This window comes from Burkholderia sp. AU33803 (genome assembly GCF_002223095.1).
GTDB lineage: Bacteria > Pseudomonadota > Gammaproteobacteria > Burkholderiales > Burkholderiaceae > Burkholderia.
Window position 1 is genome coordinate 1096498 of record NZ_NKFJ01000004.1, and the last position, 26190, is coordinate 1122687.

General features: G+C 64.9%; 22 protein-coding genes, 1 tRNA gene and 1 pseudogene. 17 read left to right on the top strand and 7 right to left on the bottom strand.

What is annotated here, in order from left to right:
- The first annotated feature begins 51 nt into the window (after positions 1-51).
- The 3 genes from pheT to CFB41_RS07580 all read left to right on the top strand — a co-directional run bounded on the left by pheT (position 52) and on the right by CFB41_RS07580 (position 3415).
- Entirely contained in the window at positions 52-2481 is a 2430-nt protein-coding gene (pheT, locus tag CFB41_RS07570; RefSeq protein ID WP_089456087.1) for a phenylalanine--tRNA ligase subunit beta, read from the top strand.
- Positions 2482-2553: 72 nt separating this feature from the next.
- Complete coding sequence (locus CFB41_RS07575) at positions 2554-2940, top strand: integration host factor subunit alpha (RefSeq protein ID WP_006486093.1); 387 nt, start codon at positions 2554-2556, stop codon at positions 2938-2940.
- A 61-nt stretch (positions 2941-3001) separates the two neighbouring features.
- A complete protein-coding gene (locus tag CFB41_RS07580) occupies positions 3002-3415 on the top strand; it encodes a MerR family transcriptional regulator (protein WP_089439880.1) in 414 nt (137 codons plus the stop codon).
- 79 nt (positions 3416-3494) lie between these two features.
- On the opposite strand, the gene CFB41_RS07585 is transcribed toward CFB41_RS07580, so the two are convergent.
- Complete coding sequence (locus tag CFB41_RS07585) at positions 3495-5705, bottom strand: hypothetical protein (protein WP_089456585.1); 2211 nt, start codon at positions 5703-5705, stop codon at positions 3495-3497.
- 345 nt (positions 5706-6050) lie between these two features.
- The gene (locus CFB41_RS07590) at positions 6051-6929 is read right to left on the bottom strand and encodes a tyrosine-protein phosphatase (protein WP_089456088.1); all 879 of its coding nucleotides are present in this window, start codon (positions 6927-6929) and stop codon (positions 6051-6053) included.
- A gap of 330 nt (positions 6930-7259) precedes the next feature.
- Between CFB41_RS07590 and CFB41_RS07595 the strand changes: the two genes are divergently transcribed.
- From CFB41_RS07595 to CFB41_RS07610, 4 genes are all read left to right on the top strand, one after another.
- On the top strand, positions 7260-7973 hold the full coding sequence (locus tag CFB41_RS07595) for a bifunctional 2-polyprenyl-6-hydroxyphenol methylase/3-demethylubiquinol 3-O-methyltransferase UbiG (protein ID WP_089456089.1): 714 nt from the start codon (positions 7260-7262) through the stop codon (positions 7971-7973).
- Between the two features lie 161 nt (positions 7974-8134).
- Positions 8135-8211: transfer RNA gene (locus CFB41_RS07600), tRNA-Pro, on the top strand.
- Between the two features lie 141 nt (positions 8212-8352).
- Positions 8353-9564 (top strand): outer membrane protein assembly factor BamC, encoded by a 1212-nt coding sequence (gene bamC, locus CFB41_RS07605; RefSeq protein WP_089456090.1) that lies wholly within the window; start codon positions 8353-8355, stop codon positions 9562-9564.
- A 530-nt stretch (positions 9565-10094) separates the two neighbouring features.
- Positions 10095-10385 carry a putative quinol monooxygenase gene (locus CFB41_RS07610; protein ID WP_089456091.1) on the top strand — a complete coding sequence of 97 codons (291 nt, stop codon included), beginning with the start codon at positions 10095-10097 and terminating at the stop codon, positions 10383-10385.
- 40 nt (positions 10386-10425) lie between these two features.
- Here CFB41_RS07610 and CFB41_RS07615 read toward each other — a convergent pair whose 3' ends face one another.
- From CFB41_RS07615 to CFB41_RS07625, 3 genes are all read right to left on the bottom strand, one after another.
- On the bottom strand, positions 10426-10683 hold the full coding sequence (locus tag CFB41_RS07615) for a hypothetical protein (RefSeq protein WP_021162409.1): 258 nt from the start codon (positions 10681-10683) through the stop codon (positions 10426-10428).
- Positions 10684-10819: 136 nt separating this feature from the next.
- Entirely contained in the window at positions 10820-11098 is a 279-nt protein-coding gene (locus CFB41_RS07620; RefSeq protein WP_039339310.1) for a hypothetical protein, read from the bottom strand.
- Positions 11099-11319: 221 nt separating this feature from the next.
- On the bottom strand, positions 11320-12036 hold the full coding sequence (locus CFB41_RS07625; protein ID WP_089456092.1) for a YdcF family protein: 717 nt from the start codon (positions 12034-12036) through the stop codon (positions 11320-11322).
- 157 nt (positions 12037-12193) lie between these two features.
- Here CFB41_RS07625 and CFB41_RS07630 point away from each other — a divergent pair, with 157 nt between their 5' ends.
- Positions 12194-12511 (top strand): hypothetical protein, encoded by a 318-nt coding sequence (locus CFB41_RS07630; RefSeq protein ID WP_011351791.1) that lies wholly within the window; start codon positions 12194-12196, stop codon positions 12509-12511.
- A gap of 196 nt (positions 12512-12707) precedes the next feature.
- Here CFB41_RS07630 and CFB41_RS07635 read toward each other — a convergent pair whose 3' ends face one another.
- Entirely contained in the window at positions 12708-12959 is a 252-nt protein-coding gene (locus CFB41_RS07635; protein ID WP_089439945.1) for a hypothetical protein, read from the bottom strand.
- 201 nt (positions 12960-13160) lie between these two features.
- Positions 13161-13556: pseudogene (locus tag CFB41_RS07640) on the bottom strand (transposase); the annotation flags it as partial.
- A gap of 432 nt (positions 13557-13988) precedes the next feature.
- Here CFB41_RS07640 and CFB41_RS07645 point away from each other — a divergent pair.
- The 9 genes from CFB41_RS07645 (at position 13989) to truB (ending at position 26144) form a co-directional block, all read left to right on the top strand.
- Entirely contained in the window at positions 13989-14891 is a 903-nt protein-coding gene (locus tag CFB41_RS07645; RefSeq protein WP_089456093.1) for a LysR family transcriptional regulator, read from the top strand.
- Positions 14892-14966: 75 nt separating this feature from the next.
- Entirely contained in the window at positions 14967-16163 is a 1197-nt protein-coding gene (locus CFB41_RS07650) for a pyridoxal phosphate-dependent aminotransferase (protein ID WP_089456094.1), read from the top strand.
- Positions 16164-16435: 272 nt separating this feature from the next.
- Positions 16436-17467: an SMC-Scp complex subunit ScpB gene (gene scpB / locus CFB41_RS07655; protein ID WP_089456095.1), complete on the top strand. Its 1032-nt coding sequence runs from the start codon at positions 16436-16438 to the stop codon at positions 17465-17467.
- Positions 17468-17527: 60 nt separating this feature from the next.
- Complete coding sequence (gene rluB / locus CFB41_RS07660) at positions 17528-19285, top strand: 23S rRNA pseudouridine(2605) synthase RluB (RefSeq protein WP_089456096.1); 1758 nt, start codon at positions 17528-17530, stop codon at positions 19283-19285.
- Between the two features lie 458 nt (positions 19286-19743).
- The gene (rimP, locus tag CFB41_RS07665) at positions 19744-20202 is read left to right on the top strand and encodes a ribosome maturation factor RimP (RefSeq protein ID WP_014897219.1); all 459 of its coding nucleotides are present in this window, start codon (positions 19744-19746) and stop codon (positions 20200-20202) included.
- Entirely contained in the window at positions 20202-21677 is a 1476-nt protein-coding gene (gene nusA / locus CFB41_RS07670) for a transcription termination factor NusA (RefSeq protein WP_006476166.1), read from the top strand. Before rimP ends, nusA begins: the two co-directional genes overlap by 1 nt.
- Positions 21678-21768: 91 nt before the next feature.
- Positions 21769-24684, top strand: coding sequence for a translation initiation factor IF-2 (gene infB / locus CFB41_RS07675; RefSeq protein ID WP_089439949.1), 2916 nt, complete (start codon positions 21769-21771; stop codon positions 24682-24684).
- A gap of 115 nt (positions 24685-24799) precedes the next feature.
- Positions 24800-25198: a 30S ribosome-binding factor RbfA gene (gene rbfA, locus CFB41_RS07680; protein ID WP_089425212.1), complete on the top strand. Its 399-nt coding sequence runs from the start codon at positions 24800-24802 to the stop codon at positions 25196-25198.
- Between the two features lie 13 nt (positions 25199-25211).
- The gene (gene truB, locus CFB41_RS07685; protein WP_089456097.1) at positions 25212-26144 is read left to right on the top strand and encodes a tRNA pseudouridine(55) synthase TruB; all 933 of its coding nucleotides are present in this window, start codon (positions 25212-25214) and stop codon (positions 26142-26144) included.
- Positions 26145-26190: the final 46 nt, after the last annotated feature.

Consider the following 26190-nt stretch of genomic DNA (forward strand, 5'->3'; position numbering starts at 1 on the left):
ATTTCCGAGGGGCCCGGGCGTCGATCTAACCTGTTTCGAACGTAGACATCCATGCAATTCCCTGAATCCTGGTTGAGAACCTTTGTCGACCCGCAGCTGACGACCGACGAACTGTCGCACGCGCTGACGATGGCGGGGCTCGAAGTCGAATCGCTGAGCAAGGCTGCGCCGCCGACGTCGAAGATCGTCGTCGGCCGCGTGCTCGAAGTCGTCAAGCATCCGGATGCGGACAAGCTCAATGTCTGCCAGGTCGACGCCGGCACCGGCGCGACGCTGAATATCGTCTGCGGCGCACCGAACGTCGCGCCCGGCATCAAGGTGCCGGTCGCGCTGGTCGGCGCGGAACTGCCGCCGGCAGAAGAGGGCGGCAAGCCGTTCGCGATCAAGCTGTCGAAGCTGCGCGGCGTGGAGAGCCAGGGGATGCTGTGCTCGGCACGCGAGCTGAAGCTGTCCGAGGACCACAGCGGCCTGATGGTGCTGCCGGAAGACACGCCGGTCGGCCAGGACATCCGCGAGACGCTCAATCTCGACGACACGATCTTCGAAATCAAGCTGACGCCGAACAAGGCGGATTGCCTGTCCGTGTTCGGCATCGCCCGCGAGACGGCTGCGATCACCGGCGCACCGCTGACGCCGGTCGACATCCGCCCGGTGCGCGTCGAACTCGACGAAACGCTGCCCGTGCGCATTGCCGCGCCCGATCTGTGCGGCCGCTTCTCGGGTCGCGTGATCCGCGGCGTGAACGCGCATGCGAAGACCCCGCAGTGGATGGTCGAGCGCCTCGAGCGTTCCGGCCAGCGCAGCGTGTCGGCGCTCGTCGACATCTCGAATTACGTGATGTTCGAGCTCGGCCGCCCGTCGCACGTGTTCGATCTCGACAAGATCCACGGCGGCATCGAGGTGCGCTGGGGCAAGCGCGGCGAATCGCTGAAGCTGCTCAACGGCAACACGGTCGAACTCGACGAAACGGTCGGCGTGATTTCGGACGACCGTCAGGTCGAAAGCCTGGCCGGCATCATGGGCGGTGACAGCACGGCCGTCACGCTCGATACGACCAACATCTATCTGGAAGCCGCATTCTGGTGGCCGGACAGCATCCGCGGCCGCGCGCGCAAGTACAACTTCTCGACCGATGCGGCGCATCGCTTCGAGCGCGGCGTCGACTACGCGACGACCGTCGAGCACGTCGAGCGCATCACGCAACTGATTCTCGAGATCTGCGGCGGCAAGGCCGGCCCGGTCGACGATCAGTCCGTGAACCTGCCGCAGCGCGCGCCGGTGAAGATGCGCGTGTCGCGCGCGAACCGCATCATCGGCGTGCAGATCGGCGCCGACGAGATCGCCAGCATCTTCACGCGCCTCGGGCTGCCGTTCGAGCGTGAAGACGACGCATTCCTCGTCACGCCGCCGTCGCATCGCTTCGACATCGAGATCGAGGAAGACCTGATCGAGGAAGTGGCGCGCATCTACGGCTTCGAAAAGATCCCGGCGCGTCCGCCGGTCGCCACGAGCGAAATGCGCGCGACCAACGAGACGCGGCGCTCGATCCACGACATCCGTCACGCGCTCGCCGCGCGCGACTATGCGGAAACCGTCAACTTCAGTTTCGTCGATGCGGAGTGGGAGCAGGATTTCGCGGGCAACGACCATCCGATTCGCCTGCTGAATCCGATCGCGAGCCAGCTGTCGGTGATGCGCACGACGCTGTTCGGCAGCCTGATTTCCGTGCTGCGCCACAACCTGAACCGCCGCGCGGATCGCGTGCGCGTGTTCGAGGCCGGCCGCGTGTTCCTCACCGATACGGCGGCGAAGGCCGGCGAGCTGACGGTCGAGGGCTACGTGCAGCCGAAGCGCGTCGGTGCGCTTGCGTACGGTCCGGCGCTCGACGAGCAATGGGGCACGGCAACCCGCGCGGTCGATTTCTTCGACGTGAAGGGCGATCTCGAGGCACTGCTCGCGCCCGCAACCGCACGCTTCGTGAAGGCAGAGCATCCGGCCCTCCATCCGGGCCGCAGCGCGCGCATCGAAGTCGATGGCCGTGCGGTCGGCTGGATCGGCGAACTGCACCCGCGCCTGATGCAGAAGTACGAGCTGCCGCACGCGCCGGTGATGTTCGAGGTGGACGCGGACGCGCTGATTGCACGTGCGTTGCCCGCGCCGACCGACGTATCGAAATTCCCGCCGGTTCGTCGCGATATCGCCGTTGTCGTCGATCAGGCGGTCGAGGTTCAGGCACTTTTCGACGAAATGAAGAAGGCGCTTGCCGAAGAGGCCTGCCGATTCGTTCAGAAGGTTGTACTCTTCGACGAATTTCGTGCAAAATCAAATACTTCCGGTGGTCTTGCCGCGCACGAGAAGAGCCTTGCCTTCCGCGTGACGCTGCAGGACGCGGCTGGCACGCTACAGGACGAGGTCGTCGATCAGGCGATCCAGACGCTGGTCGAGCGGATGGCTCGTGCCGGTGCGCGCCTGCGCGGCTAAGGAGGAGGTCCGCCCGCTCGCGGGCGGCCTTTTCCGATCGTAAGTTTTGATTTAACGCGCTGTATGGCAGATATGAACGACATGACCTCGAGTGAATTCGAAGCCCTCCTGACGGCGCAACGCAGCGCCATGAACCGCGACGCTTCGGCGCCGGCGTCTACCGAGACGCCCACGCTGACGAAGGCGGAACTGGCGGAGCTGCTGTTCGACAGCGTCGGGCTGAACAAGCGTGAAGCGAAGGACATGGTCGAGGCGTTTTTCGAGGTGATCCGTGACGCGCTCGAAAACGGCGAGAGCGTCAAGCTGTCGGGGTTCGGCAATTTCCAGTTGCGCGACAAGCCGCAGCGCCCGGGCCGCAATCCGAAGACGGGCGAGGCGATTCCGATCGCGGCCCGCCGGGTGGTAACCTTCCACGCGAGCCAGAAGCTGAAGGCGCTGGTCGAAAACGGCGCGGAGTAAGCCCCGCGCGCTGACGTCTCCGCGCGGCCGCCGCGCACCCTTTACCGACGGTTAACCGACGATGACCACTACGGTTGAGAAAGTCGTCTTGCCTCCGATTCCCGCAAAGCGCTACTTCACGATCGGTGAAGTCAGCGAGCTGTGCGGGGTCAAGCCGCATGTGCTGCGTTATTGGGAACAGGAATTCACTCAGCTGCGGCCGGTGAAGCGGCGTGGCAATCGGCGGTACTACCAGCACCACGAAGTGCTGCTGATCCGGCGGATTCGCGAGTTGCTGTACGAGCAGGGATTCACGATCAACGGTGCGCGCAACCGGCTCGATTCGCCGGCCGGCGAGCGGGCTGCGGCAGCACCCGTCGAGCCGGAGGCGCAGGCCGCCGATGCTCGTACAGCGGGCAAGCCGGGCGCGACCGTCGACGTCATTGCATTGCGGCAGGCGCTGCTCGACGTGCTCGACGGACTGAAGCACGACTGAGTGCGAAGCGCGAAGAATGAAATGAAAAGCCCGGTTGGCAGCGTGCCACCGGGCTTTTTTCATGCGTGCCGGGTGCGTTTCAGCGTGACGCCAGCGGGTTCTTCTGCCCCATGTCGACGACCAGCGTACCGTCGGGCAGCATCCGCACCGAGCCTTGTGCAACCTGGTTGCGGTAGCCGTACAGGTCGAAACGCATCGGGCCGGCCTCGGCCGAATTGCGGATCAGCGCACGCACGTTCAGTTCGAGCACGTTGAACATCTTCATGTCGCCGCCTTCCATCCACATGTAGCTCGGTGCATCGATCTGCGGCCGTTGCGGCGCGGGCGCGCCTGCCATGCGCCTGAACGTGAGGCGCAGCCCGTCGCGTTCGACCGTTGCCTGTCCGAGCTTGCCGTTCAGCACGGGGGGCGGGAACACCGTGTACTGGTCGAGCACGAGCGTGTCGCCGCGCAGTTCCGCGCCGCGCCGCTGCAACGGCGTCAGCGAAGCGAGCTCGATGCCGAGCGAACGCAGCAGCTTCGCCTGCGGGATGCCGAGCACCGACACCTGGGACGGCGTGAACGCGAGATGCCGGTCGTCGAGCACGGACAGCGTGCCCTTCATGTCGGTCGGCAGCCAGACGCCCGGCACGTGGTTCCACAGCTTGATGCCGCCCTGGACGCGCAGGTTCGTGCCGTCCGCGCTCAGTTGCAGATCGTTGAGCGAGCGCGGTGAGTAGTCGAGCAGATAGTTGTTGAAGAGCGCCGACATCGCCTTCCACGACTCGACGACGGTGCCGCCGAGAATGCGGATGTCGTACTGGTTCGGATCGTCGAGATCGACGGGGTCGCCGGGCCGCTTCGATACGAGCTCGACGTCGAGGTCCTCGACGTGAAAGCCGATATCCCCGGACAGGTTGAAGTCGACGTTGCGCAGATGGATCGTCGGGTTGCGGTTCGACACGTGCCGTTCGTTGAACGGCGTGGTCGACGTGCGCCGCATTGCGACCTTCTGCATGCCGGGGTGAGCGGGGTTCGCCGCGAGTGCATAGGCTTCCCAGTGCTGGCGTATGTCGCGCAACGCATTCTGTTGCGCGGCGAGGAAGCTGTCGTTCAGGCGCGCGGTCGCGTTGCCGAGCAACGCGCCGCTGGCCGGGCCCGCATACGACGGCATCCGGATCGCCATCGCGCCGCTTTCGTCGAAATTGAAGTAGCCGGCCGACACCTGGTCGCGATAGTGATACAGGTCGAACACGAAAGTCTGGTCGCGTTTCGTGGAATCGACCGGACCGATCAGGATGTCCGCGTTCATCGGCATCGAGCGCATGAACTTCACGTCGCCGCCGCGAATGTACATCGCTTGCTGTGGCGCATTCGCGGGCATCGCGAAGCCGGCATGCGTGCCGTCGTCGAGCTTCAGGTCGAGCCCGGCCGGCGTCACGCGCAGCGCGGTGATCGTGAGCTTCAGGCGCGGCGGCGGCATCAGCTTGTCGACCGACATCACGAGATCGTCGCCGGCGAGTTGCGCGATCGGCGTCTGGACTTTCAGCAGGTCGGCCATCTTCACGTTGGCCGCGCGCATCACCGGCTGCGCGTTGATGCCCGATACGCGCACGCCCGTCGGATGGAACACGAGCTGGCTGCCGTCACGGATCGCGAGGGTGCCGGTCAGCGAGAACGGTACCCAGCCGTCGCGCTGCATCTCGCCTTGCAGGTGGATCACGCCGTCGCCGGCCGACACGGCGAGCTTGCGCAGGGGCGCGTTGCGGTAGCCGAAGATGTACGTGTTGAAGAGCGCGGTGAGCTTCGCGTCGTCGAGCGTGACCGTGCCTTCATGCACGTCGATCTGGAAACTGGTCGGATCGTCGAACACGATCGGCGCGCCGGCTTGCGTCGGCACGAGCGTGGCCGACAACTGGTGGATGAAGAAGCCGAGATTGTTGACGATGCGGAAATCGACGTCGCGCAGGAACGTCATCGCGCCGTTCTGGCCGGAATCGCGCAGCGTGAACGGGCGCGGTTGCGTGAGGCTGATCGATGCGAGCGACGGCACGGTGCGTGCAACCTGCTGCTCGCGGGTGAGGCGTTCGGCCTTGGTGCGTTCGATCTTCGTCGACGCGGCCGACGTGTTGCCGTCACGCTGCGCGGAGGATTCCGCGCAACCGGCGCACAGCAGCGCGAGCGCCAGCACGCCGCAGCCGAACACGCGGGACGTCGTGGGCGAGATGGGGCCGCCCGCGCGTGGCGGGCCGGAAATCCAGTCGAAAATTGCCAAAGGCGAGCGATGGCCGCGCCGGACCGCATTCCGCATCGTCTGTCTCCATGTCTTGTCGTGATCGACGGCGGCGCGCGCCACTGCACGGCGCGAGCGTCGATGCCGTGCAGTGTGGCATAGCGCGCTAGAGCGGCGTTACCAAACAACGGGCGCCGGGGTAGGGCCGTCCGGCGGGCTGCGGGACAATGGATTCAGGGTGATTGGGCGGCTGGATCAAACGGTCGTTTGGTTTGCGCGGCCCGTCGCCGGCGAATGTCGCTGCGACCGGGAAAATCCGCCGCAGCCTTGGCCGATGCGGGTTTCGCCGGATGCGACGGGCAGCGGCCGTGGCGGTCGAAGCGGAGCTGCGATCCAGCCCCGCCGCCGCAGCCTGCGGGTCGGTCAGACCAGCATGTGCCGCCGGATTGCGTTCAGCGTCGTCTGGTCGAGTTGCAGCCCGTTCGCGATATACGACGTCATCGAGCCGTACGATGCGGTGACCTGGTCGAATGCCGCCTGCAGATAGTCGGTGTGTGCGCCTTGCAGCGCGGTCATCATGTCTGCCGCATTTTGCCCGCCGGCTTTCTGCGCCTGGGCGACCGAAGTCGCGATTTCCGATGCACTGTAGACGTTCGTCAGCAGATAGTCGGCGAGTATCGTTTGTTCGGACGCGCCGAGGATCGTGTGCAGGATCGCGGTGGCCCAGCCCGTGCGATCCTTGCCGGCCGTGCAGTGGAACACGAGGTTTTCGCCTGAGCCGGCGAATCCGGTGAAGAGCGCGTGATAGCTGGCATGCGCGGTGTCCGACGTGACGAACGCGCGGTACATGCTCAACATGAATGCCGTCGCGGTGGCGCCGGTGGTCGGGAGCGGCTCGATGCTGGCCGCCCCGAGCACGTTGAGGTTTTGCCAGGCGGCGCCGGCCAGCGGCACATCCGGTTGCGTCTTGATCTCGGCGGGCGTGCGCAGGTCGCAGACCTGCCTGATGCCAAGCGTGCCGACGGTGGCGATGTCCGCGGCCGACAACGCGAGCGCGGAGGAACGATAGATCACGCCTTTTTTCATCTTGGCGCCGCTCGTTGTCACGTAGCCGGTTCCGTCCGGCCCGGCCGAGTCGCGAAAATTCGATACGGAACTCAACCGCGGTGTCGTGACCGGCGCGACCGAAATCGAGTCGCCTCCGCATGCCGACAGAAGCGATGCGCTTCCCAGCGCCACGCCTATCGTACCGGCGCCCAGCCGGAGAAACTGTCGACGGGAAATTTCGTTTTTCTGATGCATTCAATGCCCTGTATCGGAGACGGTTACAAGGGGTCGCGACTGCGGTGGTGACCGAGGTTGCCTCCTGTATCACGTGCGACGCGGCAAAGCCGGGCCGGACCGATCGGCATGCAGTCGGACGGTTCGCCCGTGCGCATCGATCTCGCGCCGGGTAACCGCACGGTAGCGATTTGCGGCGAACCGGCCATCGTCCTTTTCGATTAGGTCGGAATGCGGGTTGCCGGGGCCGGCTGCGCGTTGTCGACAGGTAGGATCGGCGGCGGCAGCGCGGTAAGATCGACATCAGTGGCTGTATCGACCAAAGCACAGTAGCCATCACGGGGAAACGTCATGGATCTCAAGGAAGTCGACGTATTGGGTGCGGGCGTGGGCGATCACTGGTACTACGCGTCGAAGGCGAGTGCGATCCGTCGGTTCCTTGGGGTGCCTGGTGCAAACCGGATACTCGATGTCGGTGCAGGCTCGGGCTTCTTCTCGAAGCACTTGCTGGAGCGTACGCAGGCGACGGAGGCGTGGTGTGTCGATACGAGCTATGCGGACGATACCGACGGCGAAGCGTCCGGCAAGCCCATCCACTTTCGGCGATCCGTCGACCGATTCGACGCCGATCTCGTGTTGCTGATGGATGTGCTCGAGCATGTCGACGACGATGTCGGTCTGCTCACGCAGTATGTGAAGGGTGCGCCTTCGGGGAGCCGCTTTCTGATCACGGTTCCCGCGTTCCAGTTCCTCTGGAGCGGGCACGACGATTTTCTCGAGCACAAGCGCCGATATACGCTGGGCAGTCTCGAGGACGTGGTGCGTCGCTCGGGGCTCGACGTCGAGCACGGCGCCTATTATTTCGGTCTCACGTTTCCGCTTGCGGCAGCGTTGCGGCTCGGCGAACGGGTGCGTCGGCAGCCGAGCGAGCCGGCGTCGCAATTGCGTCGTCACCATCCGTTCGTCAACGGCTTGCTCAAGTCGATCTGTCGGATCGAGTTACCGATATTCCGTTTCAACCGCGTCGCCGGGCTCACGGTCATCTGTGTGGCGCGCAAGCGGTGAATGCGAGGCGGCGTCGTGTGGTTGCTGCTGCGCAATTCGTTCATGCCACGCGCGTCGTTGCCCGCATCGTGCCTTCGCGCCAAAAAATTTCACAAGAATATTCACAAAATGCATGCGACCCGTTCTAAATCGGAAAACTGTCTGTTATAATTTTTTTCTTTCGGGGCGTAGCGCAGCCTGGTAGCGTACCTGCATGGGGTGCAGGTGGTCGGAGGTTCAAATCCTCTCGCCCCGACCAGACAAAGAACCCGCGTCAGCTCAAGCTGACGCGGGTTTTTTCTTGCCGGTCGCTTTTTTGCACATCGCGGCGCGGCCCCGGTAAAATGCAAGGTTGATCCACGGAAAGCGCCGTGATTTAGCGGAAGAGGATTCCCCGAACATGACTGATCTTCGTCTTACCATGCGGTTCGCTGCAGTGCTCGCCACCGGCGCGCTCGTCGCCGGTTGCGGTACGTCGTCGCCCACGAAAGTGGACTACAAGAGCGATTCGAAATCGAAGGAAGCGTCGCTCGCAGTGCCGCCCAACATGCTCGACGAGACGGCCGATCAGCGTTCGCTGCCGCCCCAGGGCGGCGCGACTTCCCTGTCCGCGCTTCAGCAGGTCCAGCAGGCAGCGCCTGCGCTGGACACCGTTGCTCCGGCCGTCGCCGGCATGCATATCCAGCGCGACGGCACCGAGAGCTGGCTCGTGATCGACGGCAAGCAGCCCGCCGCCGTCTGGCCGCAGGTTCGCCGCTTCTGGCAGGAGCAGGGCTTCCTGCTCGTCGTCGACCAGCGCGACAAGGGCGTGATGGAAACCGACTGGAACGAAACCCATCCGCAGATCAATGACGGCCTGATCCGTAGCGTGATCTCGAAGGCGATGGGCAACTCGTACGTGACGGCCGAGCGCAACAAGTACCGTACGCGTCTCGATTCGGCGCCGAATGGCGGCACCTACGTGTTCATCAGCCAGAAGGGGATGCGCGAAGCGATCACGGGCTCGAACAACGATTCGAGCAAGTGGGAACCGAAGCCGAATGATCCGGCGCTCGAGACCGAATACCTGAAGCGATTGATGGCGGTGCTCGCACAGAACGAGCAGCGCGCGAAGAACGGCGAGCCGCCAATCGCGAACATCAAGGACAACACGGTACCGGTGGCCAAGGACAAGAAGGCCGACGACGCATCGTCGAAGGCTGCTGCAGCGATTGCCGCGCAAAACGTTTCCCGCGCGTCGGCGCAAGGCAACGATGCGGCTGATGCTGCCGTCCCGTCGGAAGTCACGCTCGGCGAGCCGTACGACCGGTCGTGGCTGCGCGTCGGTCTCGCGCTCGATCGTGCGAACTTCACCGTCGACGATCGCGATCGCACCAAGGGCCTGTATTTCGTGCGCTATGTCGATCCGAAGGATCTGACCTCGGCCGAGCAGGGCTTCTGGAGCCAGTTGTTCCACGGCAAGAAGGAAAAGCAGGCGAAGCAGTACCGTGTCAACGTGAAGGCACTCACGGCCGACCAGACGCGCATCGCGATCGTCGACGATGCGGGCGCGATCGATACGTCGTCGCCGGCTCGCCAGATCATGGGGCTGCTCGTGAATCAGCTTCGCTGATCTCGACGTTTCTCCGCATCGATGAAAAGCCCGCCACATGGCGGGTTTTTTTATCGCCGCTCGCCGGCGCGCATGTGTGCGGAAGGTTCGGTCCCTCCTCGTGACGTTACGTAACATCCGTGCGTTACGGCGGCAAAACCCGTGTCGCATCGTCGAAGGTCAAAAATTTATCCTTTTAAATCAATAGGGTGGTCGGCCTGTGGTGGCTGGCACGCAACCTGCTTTATATGTTGGAATTGTTGAAACAGGGAGGATGGCGTCAGATGCCGGGGGTGCGCCGCGAGTGCCCGATCAACGGTATCGACGTCTTCGAATGCCGACGCGACAAGCGTCGGCGCAACTGATGACGATCCGCGCCAGCGTGCGGATCTCGATGGCCCCGTCGCCTATCCTCGTAGGGCGACGGTTTCGCCCGCGCTTCTCTGAAGCGCGGGCTATTTTTTTGGGGCCGTCGTGTGACGCCGTGCTGGCGCAGCCGCTGCACGATTCGCGTATTCTCGGACTTTTCCAGACGAAGGGGGGGAGCGGGAATGGCGGAAATTGCAGTGGTGGCGCTGATCGTGGCGAAGCCGGGCGCCGAGGAGAAGTTGCGTGCGCAGCTCGAAGGGATCGTCGAGCCGACCCGCAACGAAGCGGGAGCGTTGCAGTACGACCTGCATCGGGACTTGAACGAGCCGGCGCGATTCGTATTCGTCGAGCGCTGGGAAAGCGAGGAGGCGCTGGCTGCTCATGCGCGTTCCGCGCACATTCTCGCTTATCGGGAAGCGGCCGCGGACTGGATCGAGCGTTCCGAAATCCGCGTGCTGTCGAAGCTCGTCTGAGCCGGGCAGGGCGACCGGACGTGTCCGGTCGCGGGATGCGTCAGTGCGACGTGTTGGGTACGTCGAGGATCAGGATGATCGTCCAGTCGGCGTCGCCGTCGTGATGGTACTGGCGCTCGGCGACGATGAACGGTTGCTGCTTGCCTTGCGGGCCGAGGAAAAGCACGTCGCCCTCCATCGGCAGGCACTCGATCGGCGGCAGCGCGAGGAACGCGTCAGCCGAGCCGCGGGGCATCAGTTGCTTGATCTGGCGAGTGGCGGCTTCGGTCCACTCGATGTCGAGTTGAATGTTGCTCATGCTGTCCTCCGCACCGGGGTGCGCACGGGTGGAAAATTTCGGTGCGCGACTTTAGCACAGCGCACGGGCACCGCAACCAAAAAAGCCGAACCCGGTTGCCCGGATTCGGCTTTTCGCTTGTGCGGTGCCGCCGAACTTACTGGCTGGCAGCGTCTGCGGCCTTGGCAGCCTTCTTGCCGGCCTTCTTCGCAGCTGCCTTGTGGTGAGCAGCCTTCTTGCCGTGGTGATGCTCTTCCTGCACCGCCGGCTGAGCGGCTTCAGCCGCTTGCTGCTGCTGCAGCGCCTGTGCGCGCTGCTCGATCTCGGAGATCTTGGCCGGATCGGTAATCGTCTTGATTTCCGTGCTCTCTTGCGCATACGCTGCGCCAGTCAGCGCCGACATCGCTACCAGGATAGCCAGGGACGTCTTCTTCATTGCTTTACCTCCGCTAAGTGGTGATGAACCCGAGTGTTGCCGTTTTGTCTGGCGACTGCAATCGAGTGCGTGTCGAGTGTAACAAAAGTGACGGATCAATGTGCACCGGATCGTGGCGCGACGCAACGCCCCGTTGAAGTCGCGCAACACTTCGCGCGCTTCGTCACGTGCGTGCCATCGTCGTCGCCGCAGTCATTTCCGCTCCGGTTTCCCCGGAGTCGTCAGAACCACCCGAGCCGTCGATAGACATGGAACTGCGCGATGCCGACCAGTTCATGAAGCGCCTGCTCGGCGTTGACGACATTGCGCCAGCGCGGCAGCCAGCCTGTTTGCGCACGCCGGCGATTCGCATAAACGGGCTGCGGATCGATCCCGAAACGGTGGAAATCGAGCAATGCGCGGCGCATCTGGTATGACGAGGTGACGAGAATGCGTGCGTCGTCATACTGTGAGCGTAGTATAGACGCAGTGAATTTCGCGTTTTCGTAGGTTGTGCGGCTTTCCGGTTCCAGAACGAGGTCCGTGGGCGCGACGCCTTCGGCGACGAGTTGGCGCCCGTATACGGCAGCCTCGGTTTCGCCGTGATGCTGCGGGTCGCCGCCCGACATCACCACGGTGCAGCGCTCGGCTTGCTGCCGGCAGGCGCGGTAGAGCGCTGCGACCTTGTGGATGCGGGCGGTTCCGTCAGGTGGAGGCCGCAGCCCGGAGTCGGTGCGCTTCGTCCCTGCGCCGATGAGAATCAGCGTGGTCCGTCCATGCATGTCCGGGTGCTCGACGGGTGCGACGCCCGCCTCGGTCCAGGCGATCAGCGGCGCGGCGAGCCAGCCTGTCGCGAGCAGCCAGAACAGCGCAACGGCGGCGATCGAGATGATTCGTCGCCGCTTGCGGCAGAGCATGAAACAGATGAAGAGAAGTACAAATGAATCGAACAGAATCAATTTGATTGGGGTATGGTGTCTTTTTATGGACGGCTGACGATCCGGCCCTGACGCGACGCCGACCGTCGGCGTCCAGAATCGGTGGCGGTATCGGCGGGCGGAGACGCCGCCCGGCGCGCCGCTTCGCATTGTCGCTGCACTTTAAGAAAGAATCGAGATGGCCACGTATTCCAACGAAGCGGTGCTCGACGCATTGAGACGAGTGCAGTACCGCCAGGTACCGTGGGCACGCCGCCCGGGTGTGTTCGAGTATCTCCGTTCGCTCGGGCTCATGGACACGGTCAGGCAGAAAACCGTTGCCCCCGCGCCGGGCTTCCATGCGCCGGTCGACATTGCCGTGTTGACCGAAAGCGGTCGAGCCGAATTCTCGCGCCTCGAGCGCGACGAGAAATTACTTTCCTGGACCGATCGCCGCATGGCCGACTACGCATTGAGCGAAGCGAGTGCCGTGGCGATTCTCGAAAGCCGTCTGTAACGGTCGATCATCCCGTCACGCACATCGCCGTGCGGCTGGCGATGCGCCAAAAAAAAGCCCGTATCGCGAGGATACGGGCGTACCGGATACTTTTGCTGTTGCCACGCTGTGCTCATGGCAACGTTGTGACTCGTCGCATGCGACGCAGTTCCCGACCGCGGGCATTTTCTTTGGCTAAATCCCGAAATTGGCAGGACTACGGATGACGCGGTACGTCGGTCGGCTGCGAGCCGATGCGCGCTCGCGCGTTGCTGGCGATGTCGCCGCGCAGGTCGCCGCGCGGCACGGTTTGCCGGCTGGGCGGATTGGCGGACGGCGGCTGGCGGAGGGTGTTCCGGTGATCCTGCTGGCGATGGGGCGGCTTCACGCGATCGTCGGCGTGGGCTGGGGCCGACAACGCCATGGAAATGACAATGCCGCATGCGACGAGCAGTGACATTGGTTTCATGGCGGGGCTCCCTTCAAGCCGTCGACGCGGCCTGTTGATATTTCGCTAAGGTAAGCGTGGGAGTGCAGGCTTGCTGTAAATATTGGTAAATAGATGTATCGCGACACGACAACGGTAATCGACGGCAACGCGGGCGTCGCGAACAGGTCGCGACGCTGAAAGAAACCGGGCGGCCGAAGCCGCCCGATCGAGCATTCGTTACGCCATCTTGACGGGCGCGCGCCAGGATTCCGGATTGGTCCAGAAGGCGCCGCGCAGCCGGTCGCGGCTCGGCGGTGCGGGCGGCTTCGCGGCGCTTGCGCCGATGCGCCCGCGCAGGGAAATCTGCCGGCCGCTCGTGCCGAGTCGCTTCACGATTTCGGCGAGCGTGCCGTCCGCCTGCCATTCGTCGAAGCGACGGCGGCAAGTCGGCGGCGACGGATAGCGGCCCGGCAGCTTCGACCAGCCTTCACCCGTCGACAGCACCCACAGCACGGCGTTCACCACCGAGCGGGCTTCCACGCGGGGGCGGCCACGCCGCTCACTCCGCGCGGGTTCAGAGCAAAACAGACCCTCGACCAGCGCCCACTCGTTATCTCTCAAATCGTCGAACAGCATCATGTCCTCACCTCAGCGAAGCTAACTCCGGTGCGCTGCCCTGCGCCGCGCACTCTTCAGGCACTCGATCATCGAGTGCCGGGTGGGGGCGTCCGGTTGGCCGGCAGCGGCGTTTCTGCTCTTCCGTCCGACGAAAACCTGCGCCCTGTGCGCCAGGTAATGCACGAAGCGTGCCATGTCGGAGGTAATTCCCTCGAGAGCCGCTTGGCAGCGAGCTAACGGCTAAGTCAGCTAGGGGCGTATAAGACGCCAAAATAACCCGCCAGCAAATCGGGACAATCACCAATCTTGTGCAGTTCGCCCGCACCACGTGCGTTCGCGGATGTATTGCACCGCAGCGAAACATGTGGGGCAGGTGCCTGATTCGCACATCGAAGCTGGATTCGCGCATTAAAATCGCGCATCGATATCGACGATTGATGAGGTCGGGAAATGAACGTCACGCTGCGCCAGCTTCGCGTCTTCATCGAGGTCGCGCGGCTCAAGAGCTTCAGTCGCGCGGGCGACGAGATCGGGCTCACGCAGTCCGCGGTCAGTCGCTGCGTGCGCGAGCTCGAGGCCGAGCTCGGGTTGAAGCTGATCGATCGCACGACGCGCGACGTGCAGCTGACCGATGTCGGTGCAAACCTGATCGCGAGCGTGTCCCGTCTGCTCGACGATCTCGACGACACGCTGCGCGAAATTCGCGAGATCGGCGAGCAGCGCCGCGGACGCGTGATCGTCGCGGCCAGTCCGACGATCGCGTGCCGGCTGATGCCGCGTGTGGTTGCGTCGTGCGAGCGCCAGTTTCCGTTCGTGACGCTGGGTTTGCGCGACGACGTGCAGAGCGACGTGTTGCGCAAGGTGAAGTCGAGCGAGGTCGATTTCGGCGTCGTGATCGGTCCGCTCACGGTGGCCGATCTCGTCTGCGAATCGTTGATGACCGATTCGTTCTGCCTGGTCGCGCGCGCGGACCATCCGCTCGCGGCGCGTGCCGAGGTGCCCTGGACGGCGCTGGACGGCGAGCGCCTCGTGCTCCTCGATCATGCATCGGGAAGCCGGCCGCTGATCGATGCCGCGCTGGCCGCTCATCATGTCAACGCGACGGTCATGCAGGAGCTCGGGCATTCGGCGACCGTGTTCGGACTCGTCGAGGCCGGCGTCGGCGTGAGCGTGCAGCCGTGGCTGTCGCTGCCGCTACCGGCCGGCTCGACGCTCGTCGCGCGGCCGCTCACGCCACGCACCGAGCGCACGGTCGAACTCGTGCGCCGCCGCGACCGGTCGTTGTCGCCCGCTGCGCAAGCGATCTGGGAACTCGTGCGGCAGATGCCGGAGAGGGCAGAGGACCTCGACTGACGCGGATCGACGTGCGCCGGCCCTGCGCGCGGGCCGGTACACTACGCGGATCGTGTTCCTCGAAGGTGGTTCTCGATGGTGCATTCCGCAGATTCTCTTCCGGTGGCGCGCGACGCCGTGCACGCGCTGCGTCCGTCGCTGATCCGGGAAGTGGCAAACGCCGGCTTTGGCGTGCCGGACATGCTGCCGTTCTGGTTCGGCGAATCCGATCGCGTGACGCCGGACTTCATCCGGGACGCCGCCGCGGCGGCGCTGCGCGATGGCGCGACCTTCTACACGCACAATCTCGGCACTGCGCCGCTGCGCGACGCGATCGCCTCCTACGTCAGCGCCCGTCACGGTGCGACGGCGGCCGACACCGTGGCCGTGACGAGCTCGGGTGTAAGCGCGCTGATGCTGGCCGCGCAGATGCTGGTCGGTCCGGGCGAACGTGTCGTCGCGGTCACGCCGCTGTGGCCGAATCTCGTCGAGATTCCGAAGATCCTTGGGGCGCAGGTCGAATGCGTACCGCTCGGCTATGGCGATGCGGGCTGGCAGCTCGATGTCGAGCGGCTGCTGGCGGCGCTGACGCCCGATACGCGGATGCTGCTGATCAACTCGCCGAACAATCCGACCGGCTGGACGATGTCGCGCGACGACCAGCGAGCGGTGCTCGCCCATTGTCGCCGCCACGGCATCTGGCTGGTCGCCGACGAGGTGTACGAGCGGCTCGCTTTCGACGCCGGCGGTGCGGACGGTGCACCATCGTTCCTCGACATCGCGTCACGCGACGAGCGGGTCGTGGTCGTGAATTCGTTTTCGAAAGCGTGGGCAATGACGGGCTGGCGCCTGGGGTGGCTCGTCGCGCCGGCAGCGGTGATGGCCGACCTGTCGAAGCTCGTCGAATACAACACGTCGTGTGCGCCGGGCTTCGTGCAGGCCGCGGGTGAGGTCGCGCTGCGCGATGGCGAGCCGTTCGTGCGGTCGTTCGTCGCGGCGCTGAACGATGCGCGCGATCACCTGGTCGCCGCGCTGCGCACGCTGCCGGGTGTCGAGGTGCCGCCTCCGCCGGGCGCGATGTACCTGTTTCTGCGCCTGCCGGGCGCGTCGGACAGCCTCGCGTTCTGCAAGACGCTGGTGCGCGAGGCGGGGCTCGGCCTCGCGCCTGGGCGCGCATTCGGCCCGGAGGGAGAAGGGTTCGTGCGCTGGTGCTACGCGTGCGATCCGGCACGCCTTGACGCGGGCGTGGAGCGGTTACGGCGGTTCCTGGCACGGGGCGTGGCCGACCGCTGAAGCGGGGCCGGAGCGGGCGCGCCGTGCTGGCGGCACCCCGTTCGGCTCATCTTTACGCACCGGGCAATTTTGCGTAATATGGCGCTCAGTCACGCGGTTCCGTCGTTGAGCCGTGCTGTTCCGTCCGGTTTGGGCCTGGCCTGAAGTTGGTTCGCCGCCCCCGGTTCGTGCTCCCATCAATATGACCGATCAGAATCGGGCGAGCGCGTCTTCCGTTCCTTTCGTCTGTTTGTTGATCCGGTTCGTTTGACCACAGGGTCTGGCCTAGCTGCATGAATACCCAAGAGGCGAAGATCGTCCTCGAGACTGCTTTGATCTGCGCGCAGGAACCGCTGAAACTCGGCGATTTGCGCAAGCTCTTTGCCGACGGCGTGTCGGCTGACACGGTCCGCACGTTGCTCGAAGATCTGAAACAGGAATGGTCCGGCCGCGGCGTCGAACTGGTGGCGCTGGCAACCGGATGGCGCTTCCAGAGCAAGCCGGCGATGCGCCACTATCTGGATCGCCTGCATCCCGAGAAGCCGCCGAAATATTCGCGTGCGGTGCTCGAAACGCTCGCGATCATCGCGTATCGGCAGCCTGTCACGCGCGGCGATATCGAAGAGATTCGCGGTGTGACGGTCAATACGCAGGTGGTCAAGCAGCTCGAGGATCGCGGCTGGATCGAGGTGATCGGTCATCGCGACGTGCCGGGACGCCCGGCGCTGTATGCGACGACCAAGCAATTCCTCGACGACCTCGGCCTGAAGGCGCTCGATGATCTGCCTGCGCTCGAAGAGCCGGCCGCGAACATCGAGGCCGCGCTGCTGGCGCAGCAGGCGATGGATTTCGACGAGGGCATGCCGGTTGCCGGCGATGCAACGGGCGACGCGCCGCAAACAGATGAGGCATCCGCCGGTCAATCGGCAGGATTGCCGGATGATCCTGCGGCGGACGGCGCGTCGACGCATGAAATCGCGAGCCGCGATACGCTCGATGCTGTTCACGGGCAAACGGAACGAATGGAACAGGCTGGCGCCGAAGCAGTGCCGGCCGGTGCGCAGCCCGAGCCGCTGCGCGCGGATTGGAGCGAGGAAGATCGCAAGCCGGCTGCCGAAGCGGTTGCCGGAGACGGAGCGGAAGCGGCCGGCGACACGCCCGGCGAGGCCGGCCAGGCCGACGCCCCCCGTTCCCGTCCTGCGGACGACGAGCTGCTGGACGACACGTCCGACAGTCTCGCCGATGCCGTGCGAAGCGCCAGTGCACCCATCGGTGCCGATGCGCTGCCGGACGACGAAGCAGAACCTGAACAGCGTCGCGCCTGATCGCGGCCAACTTCTTGCCGCGCCCGCGCCGGGCGCGAGACCTGACATTTTGAGGTTGTTTTGACAGATATCCACGATATTGAATCGTCCGCGCCTGCCGTACAGGCAGCGCGTGCCGACGATGCACCGGAGCAGGGCGCTTCGGCCGAGGGCGGCGACGAGCGTCCCCGCCGCGGTCTGCGGCGAGGCCCGCGCAGCCTGATCGCGCGGCGTCGCGCGGCAGCCAAGTCGAAGGGCGCCGAAGGCGAGCCGCAGGGCGGCGAAGGCGCTGACGCGCAGCCGGCCGAGGCCGCCGAAGCGCCGCAGCCGACGCGTGCACCGCGCAAGGAAGGTGCGGCCAAGGGGGCTCGCAAGCCGGCGGCCAAGCGCGAAGGCGCGGCCAAGGCTCAGGGCGGCCAGGGTCGTCGCGGTAGCGCACCGAAGGCCGAAGGCGGCGCGGCAAAGGTGGAGGGCGATGCGTCCCAGGACGAACTGTTCGCCTACGTGACGTCGCCGGCATTCGACGCGGACAACTCCGCGGGCGGTAGCGGCGTGCGTGCACCGATGCTGCGTCGCGGCCGTAGCCAGCCGGCGAACAAGCGCGTGCTGTCGCCGGACGACGACGCGCCGAAGCTTCACAAGGTGCTGGCGGAAGCGGGCATGGGCTCGCGCCGCGAAATGGAAGAGCTGATCGTGGCCGGACGCGTGTCGGTGAACGGTGAGCCCGCGCACATTGGCCAGCGCATCATGCCGACCGACCAGGTGCGGATCAACGGCAAGCCGGTCAAGCGCAAGCTGCCGAACAAGCCGCCGCGCGTGCTGCTGTACCACAAGCCGACGGGCGAGATCGTCAGCCACGCGGATCCGGAAGGCCGTCCGTCGGTGTTCGACCGCCTGCCGCCGATGAAGACGGCGAAATGGCTCGCGGTGGGCCGCCTCGACTTCAATACCGAAGGTCTGCTGATGCTGACGACTTCCGGTGACCTCGCCAACCGCTTCATGCATCCGCGCTACAGCGTCGAGCGTGAGTACGCGGTGCGTGTCGTCGGCGAACTGGCCGAAGGTATGCGGCAGAAACTGCTGCACGGCGTCGAGCTCGATGACGGCCCGGCGAACTTCCTGCGCATCCGCGACGGCGGCGGCGAAGGCACGAACCACTGGTATCACGTTGCGCTGGCCGAAGGCCGCAACCGCGAAGTGCGCCGGATGTTCGAGGCGGTCGGCCTGATGGTGAGCCGCCTGATCCGTACACGTCACGGCCCGATTCCGCTGCCGCGTGGCCTGAAGCGCGGTCGTTGGGAAGAGCTCGACGACGCGCAAGTGCGCAAGCTGATGGCGACCGTCGGCCTGAAAGCGCCGTCCGAGGAGAAGGGCAAGCGCGCCGGTGCGGGCCAGGCGGAGCGTCGCCAGCCCGATCCGATGCAGACGTCGATGGGCTTCATCAGCCGTGAGCCGGTGCTGACGACGCATGGGCAGCTGGATCAGCCCCGTCGTGGTGGCGGTCGTCGTGGCGGCCCGGGCCTGCCGGGTCTGAGCGGCTACGGCAGCCTGCCGGTCGCGCCGTCGGGCTACGGCAATCGCGCCGGCGGCGGCCGGGATGGCAATCGTGCGGGCGGAGGCGGACGCGATGGCAATCGCGCCGGCGGTGGCCGTGGCGATGTCGACGGCAATCGCGCGTCGTATGGCGCAGGCCCCAAGCGCGACGGCGCGGGCCCCAAGCGTGGCGGCAGCAAGGGCGGTAACCGCAACCCGAACGGCAATCGTGCCGAGGGTGCCGGCAACGGCGGCGGCCCGCGCGGCGGTCAGCGTCCGCAGCGCAGCCGCACGCGCAGCCGCTGAGCATTCAGTCAGGCATGCGGCGCAAGGCCGCCGGTGTGCCGGCCGGATCGGCATCCGGCCGGTCTTGTCGGCGCGAGGCATTGCGTTGATTGCCTTCGACTGTATATATATCGCGCGGTGCTGGATGGCCGCCGGCATGACCGATCACCGGCGTGTCGTCATGGCGCCGGTCAATCGTGCAGCCCGATTTCGCATTTTTGGGTCCGTAAAGGCAGGCGACACGCTGCTTTTACGGGCTGGCTTGGCGTTTGCGCCAAAAATCGCTATAATCGCGGAGTCGCTGGGCGTACGGATTCAATGTGCGGCTCAGGTGCGACCACCAGTAAGAAGATGGGCGTTCCGCCCATTTTTTTTTGCTGAAACGGTTAGGCATCTCGGGTAGCGCTTCCTGCGCCGGCTAAGGCGCGCGCCCGCGGGTGTAATCGCGAGCGGCGGGCGCGAACACCTGAGAGGACACAGTGCAACTGACGGAACTGATAGAAACCACGGTCACCGGGCTCGGCTACGAGCTGGTGGATCTCGAGCGCACCGGGCGCGGCATGCTTTGCATCTATATCGATCAGCCTGCCGGCATCTCGCTCGAAGATTGCGAAAAGGTCACGCGTCAGCTCCAGCACGTCTTGACGGTCGAAAACATCGATTACGAACGGCTCGAAGTCTCGTCCCCGGGGCTCGACCGCCCGTTGAAGAAGCTGGCCGACTTCGAGCGCTTCGCCGGCAGCGAAGTTTCCGTGACCTTGAAAAAGCCGCTGGACGGGCGCAAGACGTACCGGGGCATTCTGCACGCGCCGAATGGCGAAACGATCGGTTTGGAATTTGAGAGGAAGAAGGGCGAGGCGGCCATGCTGGATTTCACGCTGGCCGATATCGACAAAGCCCGCCTGATTCCGCAAGTTGACTTTAGGAGCCGCAAATAATGAGTCGCGAAGTGTTGATGCTGGTGGATGCGCTGGCGCGCGAGAAAAACGTCGACAAGGATGTGGTGCTGGGCGCCCTCGAGGCTGCGCTCGCGTCCGCTTCCAAGAAGCTGTTCGACGAAGGCGCCGAAATCCGCGTCCATATCGATCGCGAAAGCGGCGAGCACGAAACCTTCCGTCGCTGGCTCGTCGTGCCCGACGAGGCAGGCTTGCAGGAGCCGGATCGCGAGATCCTGCTGTTCGAAGCACGTGAGCAGAAGCCCGACGTCGAAGTCGGCGAGTATGTCGAGGAACCCGTTCCGTCGATCGAGTTCGGTCGCATCGGCGCGCAGGCCGCGAAGCAGGTGATCCTGCAGAAGGTGCGCGACGCCGAGCGCGAGCAGATCCTGAACGACTACCTCGAGCGGGGTGAAAAGATCATGACGGGTACGGTGAAGCGCCTCGACAAGGGCAACTTCATCGTCGAATCGGGCCGTGTCGAGGCGCTGTTGCGCCGCGATCAGCTGATCCCGAAGGAAAACCTGCGCGTGGGCGACCGCGTGCGCGCCTACATCGCGAAGGTCGACCGCACCGCGCGCGGCCCGCAGATCGAGCTGTCGCGTACGGCGCCCGAGTTCCTGATGAAGCTGTTCGAGATGGAAGTGCCGGAAATCGAGCAGGGCCTGCTCGAGATCAAGGCGGCTGCCCGCGACCCGGGCGTGCGCGCGAAGATCGGCGTCATCGCGTACGACAAGCGGATCGATCCGATCGGCACCTGCGTCGGCATCCGCGGTTCCCGCGTGCAGGCCGTGCGCAACGAGCTCGGTGGCGAAAACATCGACATCGTGCTATGGTCGGAGGATCCCGCCCAGTTCGTGATCGGCGCGCTCGCGCCGGCAGCTGTTCAGTCGATTGTCGTCGATGAAGAAAAGCACTCGATGGACGTCGTCGTCGACGAGAACGAGCTGGCTGTCGCGATCGGCCGCAGCGGTCAGAACGTTCGTCTTGCAGGCGAACTGACCGGCTGGCAGATCAACATCATGACGCCGGACGAATCCGCCCTGAAGCAGGGTGAAGAGCGCGACCGGCTGCGTGCACTGTTCATGGCGCGTCTCGACGTCGACGAAGAAGTTGCCGACATCCTGATCGACGAAGGCTTCACGAGCCTGGAAGAGATCGCGTACGTGCCGCTCAACGAAATGCTCGAAATCGAGGCGTTCGACGAGGACACCGTGCACGAACTGCGCAATCGCGCACGCGACGCGCTGTTGACGATGGCCATCGCGAACGAAGAAAAGGTCGAGAACGCAGCGCTGGATCTCAAGAGCCTCGACGGCATCACGCCGGAGCTGCTCGCGAAGCTGGCCGAACACGGCGTGCAGACGCGCGACGATCTCGCCGAGCTGGCTGTAGATGAACTGGTCGACATGACCGGAATGGAAGAGGATGCCGCTAAGGCGTTGATCATGAAAGCACGTGAACATTGGTTCCAGTGAGAAATGACCATGGCGCACTGATTTGATGGCGGCCGTATGGCCTGACCCGATGCTAACCGCAAGGAATCGGTCCTTGCACTAAGAGGAATGAATGGCGAGTAACAACGTAGCCCAATTTGCCGCGGAACTGAAAATGCCTGCTGGTGTGCTGCTCGAACAGCTGCAGGCAGCGGGCGTCCAGAAAGCGAGTGAAGACGATGCGCTGTCCGAAACGGACAAGGCGCGTCTGCTCGATCATTTGCGCAAGTCGCACGGCGCAACCGACGGCGACAAGCGCAAGATCACGCTGACCCGCAAGCATACGTCGGAGATCAAGCAATCTGACGCGACGGGCAAGGCTCGCACCATTCAGGTCGAGGTCCGCAAGAAGCGTACGTTCGTCAAGCGCGACGACGTGAGCGAGGGTGCGGAACAGGGTCAGGCGCAGGTTGCCGAGGCGGACGACGATGCGGAACTGAAGCGTCGCGAAGAAGAAGCGCGCCGTGAGGCCGAGCTGCTCGAGAAGCAGGCGCAGGAGCTTCGCGAGCGCCAGGAACGCCTCGAGCGCGAGGAAGCAGAGCGCCGCGCCCGCGAGGAAGCGGCTGAAGCCGAGCGTCGTCGCGCCGAGGAAGAGGCCGCAGTGAAGCGTGCCGCGGCCGAAGCGGCGGCGCAGCAGCAGGCGGCCGCACAGCAGGCTGCGGCAGCCGAGCAGCAGGAAACGGCCAGCACGCAGTCCGCGCAGGACGAAGCACGCGCAGCCGCCGAACGTGCGGCTCAGCGCGAAGCGGCGAAGAAGGCTGAAGACGCTGCTCGCGAGGCGGCGGACAAGGCGCGCGCCGAGCAGGAAGAGATCAGCAAGCGTCGTGCAGCGGCAGAAGCCGAAGCGCGTGCGATCCGCGAAATGATGAACACGCCGCGCAAGGCCGTGGTCAAGGCAGTCGAGCCGCCGAAGCCGGTGGAGCCGCCGAAGCCGGCCGAAGCGAAGGGCACGCTGCACAAGCCGGCGAAGCCGGAAGGTGCGCAGGCGCGTCCGGCCGTGAAGAAGCCGGCCGGTGCGGCAGCGCCGGCCACGACTGCGCCGGCAGGTGCGGGCGACCGTAACAAGAAGCCGGGCGCAGGCAAGGGCGGCTGGCAGGACGACGCATCGAAGCGTCGCGGCATCAAGACGCGCGGCGATTCCAGCGGCGGTGTCGACCGCGGCTGGCGCGGCGGTCCGAAGGGTCGCGGCCGTCACCAGGACAGCTCGACGTTCCAGGCGCCGACCGAGCCGATCGTTCGTGAAGTGCACGTGCCGGAAACCGTGTCGGTTGCCGACCTCGCGCACAAGATGTCGGTCAAGGCCTCCGAAGTCATCAAGGTGATGATGAAGATGGGCCAGATGGTCACGATCAACCAGGTGCTGGACCAGGAAACGGCGATGATCATCGTCGAAGAACTGGGCCACCGCGCGGTTGCCGCGAAGCTGGACGATCCGGAAGCGCTGCTCGTCGAAGGCGAAACCGGTACCGATGCGGAGCAACTGCCGCGTCCGCCGGTCGTCACGGTCATGGGTCACGTCGACCACGGCAAGACCTCGCTGCTCGACCACATCCGCCGCGCGAAGGTTGCAGCGGGCGAAGCGGGCGGCATTACGCAGCACATCGGCGCATACCACGTCGAAACGCCGCGCGGCGTCATCACGTTCCTCGATACGCCGGGTCACGAAGCGTTCACGGCAATGCGTGCACGCGGCGCGAAGGCGACCGACATCGTGGTGCTGGTGGTGGCAGCCGACGACGGCGTGATGCCGCAGACGAAGGAAGCCATCGCCCACGCGAAGGCAGGCGGTGTGCCGATCGTCGTCGCGATCAACAAGATCGACAAGCCGGACGCGAATCTCGATCGCGTCAAGCAGGAGCTGGTCGCGGAAGGCGTCGTGCCGGAAGAGTACGGCGGCGATTCGCCGTTCGTGCCGGTTTCGGCGAAGACGGGCGCGGGTATCGACGATCTGCTCGAGAACGTGCTGCTGCAAGCCGAAGTGCTGGAACTGAAGGCACCGGTCGAGGCGCCGGCCAAGGGCATCGTGATCGAAGCGAAGCTCGACAAGGGCAAGGGCCCGGTCGCGACGATCCTGGTGCAGTCCGGTACGCTGAACCGAGGCGACGTCGTGCTGGCGGGTACGGCCTATGGCCGCGTGCGCGCGATGCTCGACGAAAACGGCAAGCCGACGAAGGAAGCCGGCCCGTCGATCCCGGTCGAAATCCAGGGTCTGTCGGAAGTGCCGGGTGCGGGCGAAGAAGTGATCGTGCTGCCGGACGAGCGCAAGGCGCGTGAAATCGCGCTGTTCCGTCAGGGCAAGTTCCGCGACGTCAAGCTGGCGAAGCAGCAGGCCGCGAAGCTGGAAAGCATGCTCGAGCAGATGGGCGAAGGCGAAGTGCAGAACCTGCCGCTCATCATCAAGGCGGACGTGCAGGGCTCGCAGGAAGCACTCGTGCAATCGCTGCTCAAGCTGTCGACCGACGAAGTGCGCGTGCAGATCGTGCACAGCGCGGTGGGTGGCATCAGCGAAAACGACGTCAACCTCGCAACGGCATCGAAGGCTGTCATCATCGGCTTCAACACGCGTGCAGATGCACAGGCGCGCAAGCTGGCCGAGTCGAACGGCATCGACATCCGCTACTACAACATCATCTATGACGCAGTGGATGAGGTGAAGGCGGCGATGTCGGGCATGCTGGCGCCGGAGAAGCGCGAAGTCATCACCGGCATGGTCGAGGTGCGCCAGGTCTTCAAGGTACCGAAGATCGGTGCAGTCGCCGGCTGTATGGTGACGGACGGCGTCGTCAAGCGCTCGTCGTCGGTGCGCGTGCTGCGCAACAACGTCGTGATCTTCACGGGCGAACTCGAATCGCTGAAGCGCTTCAAGGACGACGTGAAGGAAGTGAAGCAAGGCTTCGAGTGCGGTATGTCGGTGAAGAACTTCAACGACATCGTCGAAGGCGACCAGTTCGAAGTCTTCGAAGTGACCGAAGTCGCGCGTACGCTGTAACCCTCGCGCATCGGCTCATGGGCGGGGCAGGCTTTGGGCCTGTCCCGCCCATTTTCATGGTGGCGTGCCAATACTGGCCGCCGCTTTATCCTGATAAACGGATCACGGATCGATCATGTCCAGGAAACGTACTTCCCCCAATCGCAACGTGCAGATCGCTGACCAGATTCAGCGCGATCTGTCCGAACTCATCATGCGCGAGGTCAAAGACCCGCGCATCGGCATTGTGACCATCCAGAGCGTGGAGCTCACACCGGATTACGCACACGCGAAGGTCTACTTCACCGCGTTGACCGGCGATCCGGACAAGACGCAGGAAGCGCTGAACCACGCGTCGGGTCACTTGCACAACCTGTTGTTCAAGCGCCTGCACATCCATACGGTGCCGACGCTGCATTTCCACTACGACCAGACGATCGAGAAGGCCGTGGAAATGTCGCGCCTGATCAAGGAAGCGAACTCGACGCGCGCGAAGGACGACGACGAGGCCGATTCGGCCGCCAAGGACGACTGAGCTCGACCGGCCTATGACGACTGCAGCACCCCAACGTCCGCGCGTGCCCCGGCGCGTGCTGGACGGTGTCCTCCTGCTCGACAAGCCGGTCGGCCTGTCGAGTAACGATGCGCTGATTCGCGCGAAGCGTCTGCTGCTCGCGAAAAAAGCCGGTCACACCGGCACGCTCGATCCATTGGCTTCCGGCCTGCTGCCGCTGTGCTTCGGCGAGGCGACGAAGTTCTCGCAGGATCTGCTCGAAGCGGACAAGACCTACGAGGCGACGATGCGTCTCGGTCAGCGTACGGCCACCGGCGACGCGGAAGGCGAAGTGATCGAGACGCGGCCCGTCGAATGCGACCACGCGGCGGTGGAAGCCGCACTCGTGCGCTTCACCGGCGAGATCGTGCAGGTGCCGCCGATGTATTCGGCGCTCAAGCGTGACGGCAAGCCGCTGTACGAATATGCGCGGGCGGGGCAGACCGTCGAGCGCGAGGGCCGCAACGTGACGATCCTCGCACTCGACCTGCTTGCGTGCGACCTGCCTGACGTGACGTTTCGCGTGACCTGCAGCAAGGGCACTTACGTGCGTACGTTGGCGGAGGATATCGGCGAGGCGCTCGGTTGCGGCGCGCATCTGACGATGCTGCGTCGCACGGGCGTCGGCGCGCTGACGCTCGAGCATGCGGTGACGCTCGATGCGCTGTCCGATGCGGACGAAGCGTCGCGCGATGCGTGGCTCCAGCCGGTCGACGCGTTGCTGTCGACGTTTCCGCTGGTTCGTCTCGATGAAACCAGCGCGAAACGGTTCCTGCACGGCCAGCGCCTGCCGCTGTCGGCGCTCGATCCGATCGACGCGGCCGAAGGCGAGCGTGTGCGCGTCTATGACGCCACTCGGCTGCTCGGCGTGGCGCGCAAGACGAACGGCGTACTGGCGCCGGAACGGCTCGTCGTCACGGCGGCCTGACGCAGCCGCGGGAACGCTCCCGCTCGAATGAAAAAGCCCGGTCGAT

Coding starts and splice junctions, on each gene's coding strand:
- pheT (WP_089456087.1), top strand. CDS start 52: ATGCAATTCCCTGAATCCTGGTTGAGAACCTTTGTCGACCCGCAGCTG.
- CFB41_RS07575 (WP_006486093.1), top strand. CDS start 2,554: ATGAACGACATGACCTCGAGTGAATTCGAAGCCCTCCTGACGGCGCAA.
- CFB41_RS07580 (WP_089439880.1), top strand. CDS start 3,002: ATGACCACTACGGTTGAGAAAGTCGTCTTGCCTCCGATTCCCGCAAAG.
- CFB41_RS07585 (WP_089456585.1), bottom strand. CDS start 5,705: ATGCGGAATGCGGTCCGGCGCGGCCATCGCTCGCCTTTGGCAATTTTC.
- CFB41_RS07590 (WP_089456088.1), bottom strand. CDS start 6,929: ATGCATCAGAAAAACGAAATTTCCCGTCGACAGTTTCTCCGGCTGGGC.
- CFB41_RS07595 (WP_089456089.1), top strand. CDS start 7,260: ATGGATCTCAAGGAAGTCGACGTATTGGGTGCGGGCGTGGGCGATCAC.
- bamC (WP_089456090.1), top strand. CDS start 8,353: ATGACTGATCTTCGTCTTACCATGCGGTTCGCTGCAGTGCTCGCCACC.
- CFB41_RS07610 (WP_089456091.1), top strand. CDS start 10,095: ATGGCGGAAATTGCAGTGGTGGCGCTGATCGTGGCGAAGCCGGGCGCC.
- CFB41_RS07615 (WP_021162409.1), bottom strand. CDS start 10,683: ATGAGCAACATTCAACTCGACATCGAGTGGACCGAAGCCGCCACTCGC.
- CFB41_RS07620 (WP_039339310.1), bottom strand. CDS start 11,098: ATGAAGAAGACGTCCCTGGCTATCCTGGTAGCGATGTCGGCGCTGACT.
- CFB41_RS07630 (WP_011351791.1), top strand. CDS start 12,194: ATGGCCACGTATTCCAACGAAGCGGTGCTCGACGCATTGAGACGAGTG.
- CFB41_RS07635 (WP_089439945.1), bottom strand. CDS start 12,959: ATGAAACCAATGTCACTGCTCGTCGCATGCGGCATTGTCATTTCCATG.
- CFB41_RS07645 (WP_089456093.1), top strand. CDS start 13,989: ATGAACGTCACGCTGCGCCAGCTTCGCGTCTTCATCGAGGTCGCGCGG.
- CFB41_RS07650 (WP_089456094.1), top strand. CDS start 14,967: ATGGTGCATTCCGCAGATTCTCTTCCGGTGGCGCGCGACGCCGTGCAC.
- scpB (WP_089456095.1), top strand. CDS start 16,436: ATGAATACCCAAGAGGCGAAGATCGTCCTCGAGACTGCTTTGATCTGC.
- nusA (WP_006476166.1), top strand. CDS start 20,202: ATGAGTCGCGAAGTGTTGATGCTGGTGGATGCGCTGGCGCGCGAGAAA.
- infB (WP_089439949.1), top strand. CDS start 21,769: ATGGCGAGTAACAACGTAGCCCAATTTGCCGCGGAACTGAAAATGCCT.
- rbfA (WP_089425212.1), top strand. CDS start 24,800: ATGTCCAGGAAACGTACTTCCCCCAATCGCAACGTGCAGATCGCTGAC.
- truB (WP_089456097.1), top strand. CDS start 25,212: ATGACGACTGCAGCACCCCAACGTCCGCGCGTGCCCCGGCGCGTGCTG.